1 protein-coding gene and 1 pseudogene are annotated in these 1,460 nt (G+C 45.8%); both read left to right on the forward strand.

Going from position 1 to position 1,460, the window contains the following annotated elements; translation table 11 throughout:
- The first annotated feature begins 347 nt into the window (after positions 1–347).
- A complete protein-coding gene (locus D779_RS22155) occupies positions 348–1,163 on the forward strand; it encodes an HNH endonuclease (RefSeq protein WP_157726339.1) in 816 nt (271 codons plus the stop codon).
- Positions 1,139–1,460: pseudogene (locus D779_RS22795) on the forward strand (hypothetical protein); the annotation flags it as partial. The gene D779_RS22155 and the pseudogene D779_RS22795, both read left to right, overlap by 25 nt.

Below are 1,460 nucleotides of genomic sequence, written 5' to 3' on the forward strand. Positions count from 1 at the left end.
CTGACCACTTTCGCCACGACGAAGCCTTCTCTCGTTGTTACAGAAGCTCAAAGCATACCCTCGAAACGACATCATTTCGAGGCCGCACCCGAGGAGGAGGGTCTGAACGCTTACGTCACAAGGGCGTACGCGCTCTGTTCTTTTGTATGTTTTCGGGCTACCCGGTATTGCTTTGGAACGGTCATGGGTCAGAGAACATGTCGCGGCAGTCGGTTTTTCGTCTTCGCGTTTGGTGAAGAATGATGATGGTAGCGAAGACCTCGAGCGGTCACGTCGCGTTTCGTTCCGTGTGATTACAAATGCGGAAACTCAGATTCGTAAAATTCTTGAAAATTGATTTTTGAATTATGCGCCTGACCGTCGATTTCTCTGCATTGCATGCCGCTGTCAGAAAAATGGGAGCGGAGAATCTGAGGCCGGATTTTTCTCTTGAAAAAAACTCAGGTGTACTTGATCCGATTGACATTGCTCTTTCAGGAGAAGGGATCGAAGTTGAGCTAAAAGATGTCAATATAAAATCGGGCCTCCTTTCGTATCGGGGAAGGCAGGTTTTGTTATATATTCAAGATCATGGGCAAAGGATTTATTCTGTTTTGGAAGATCCGGAAAAGGGGAATAAGTACCATATAGCAAATTGCCGAAAACTTGTGGAAATGCGAGAAAGAGGTCGATTTGAACGATATGTGGCTACAAATGTGCTTACAGGATCTTTTTTGATATCTGGGATGGATTACTATACAGGTAAAGAATTTAAAGGTGAGGCCGCGCTTAAAGTATGCAAATATTGCTTGGGGCATCTTAACTATCAAGGGTATCGCCAAGGGAGCAGAAGTCTAATTTTTTCTCAATTTTCAATTGATGATTTTTTTGCCGCTTACAGTTCTTTTTTTCCTTATATGCCGAGAAGGAAGGCCGGCGACAAAGATGGTGCATATACCGATGATTGGCCAATTATCTCAGGACAATATAAAGCTGACCAAGGCTTTAAGTGCGAGTTGTGCGGCGTCGATCTTTCCAGCGATAAGAAACTGCTTCATACCCACCATAAAAATGGCGTAAAAACTGACAATCAACGATCCAATTTCCAGGCTTTGTGTGTTGATTGTCACCGGAAGCAGCCGCTCACGAAAGAATGTTCGTGCGCCATGAAGATATGCAATTGATAACCCGGTTACGCCGCGAGCAAAATCAAGACAGGCGGCGTTTGAACTGGGATGACATATTCGAGCTTGCTGATACTGGTGTTCATGGTGTTCTGCATCTGTGTCGCGCAAAAAATATGTCTGTTCCCGTGGTTGGTCACGTGATCAAAGATCCAAGTGGAAGCGTCGTGGCGCAGCTTGAATTGGCATGGCCGCTTAAAAAAATCGTAAGCGTTCAGACCCTCCTCCTCCCTTGGGGACGTGAAGACAGACGGGCTCCGCTATGGCAAAGTCAAAACCACGACCTAAACGACGCCA

This window comes from Imhoffiella purpurea, from assembly GCF_000585215.1.
GTDB classification, from domain to species: Bacteria; Pseudomonadota; Gammaproteobacteria; order Chromatiales; family Chromatiaceae; genus Imhoffiella; species Imhoffiella purpurea.

Excerpts from the sequence above, each read along its gene's own strand:
- D779_RS22155 (WP_157726339.1), top strand. The coding sequence starts at position 348 with ATGCGCCTGACCGTCGATTTCTCTGCATTGCATGCCGCTGTCAGAAAA.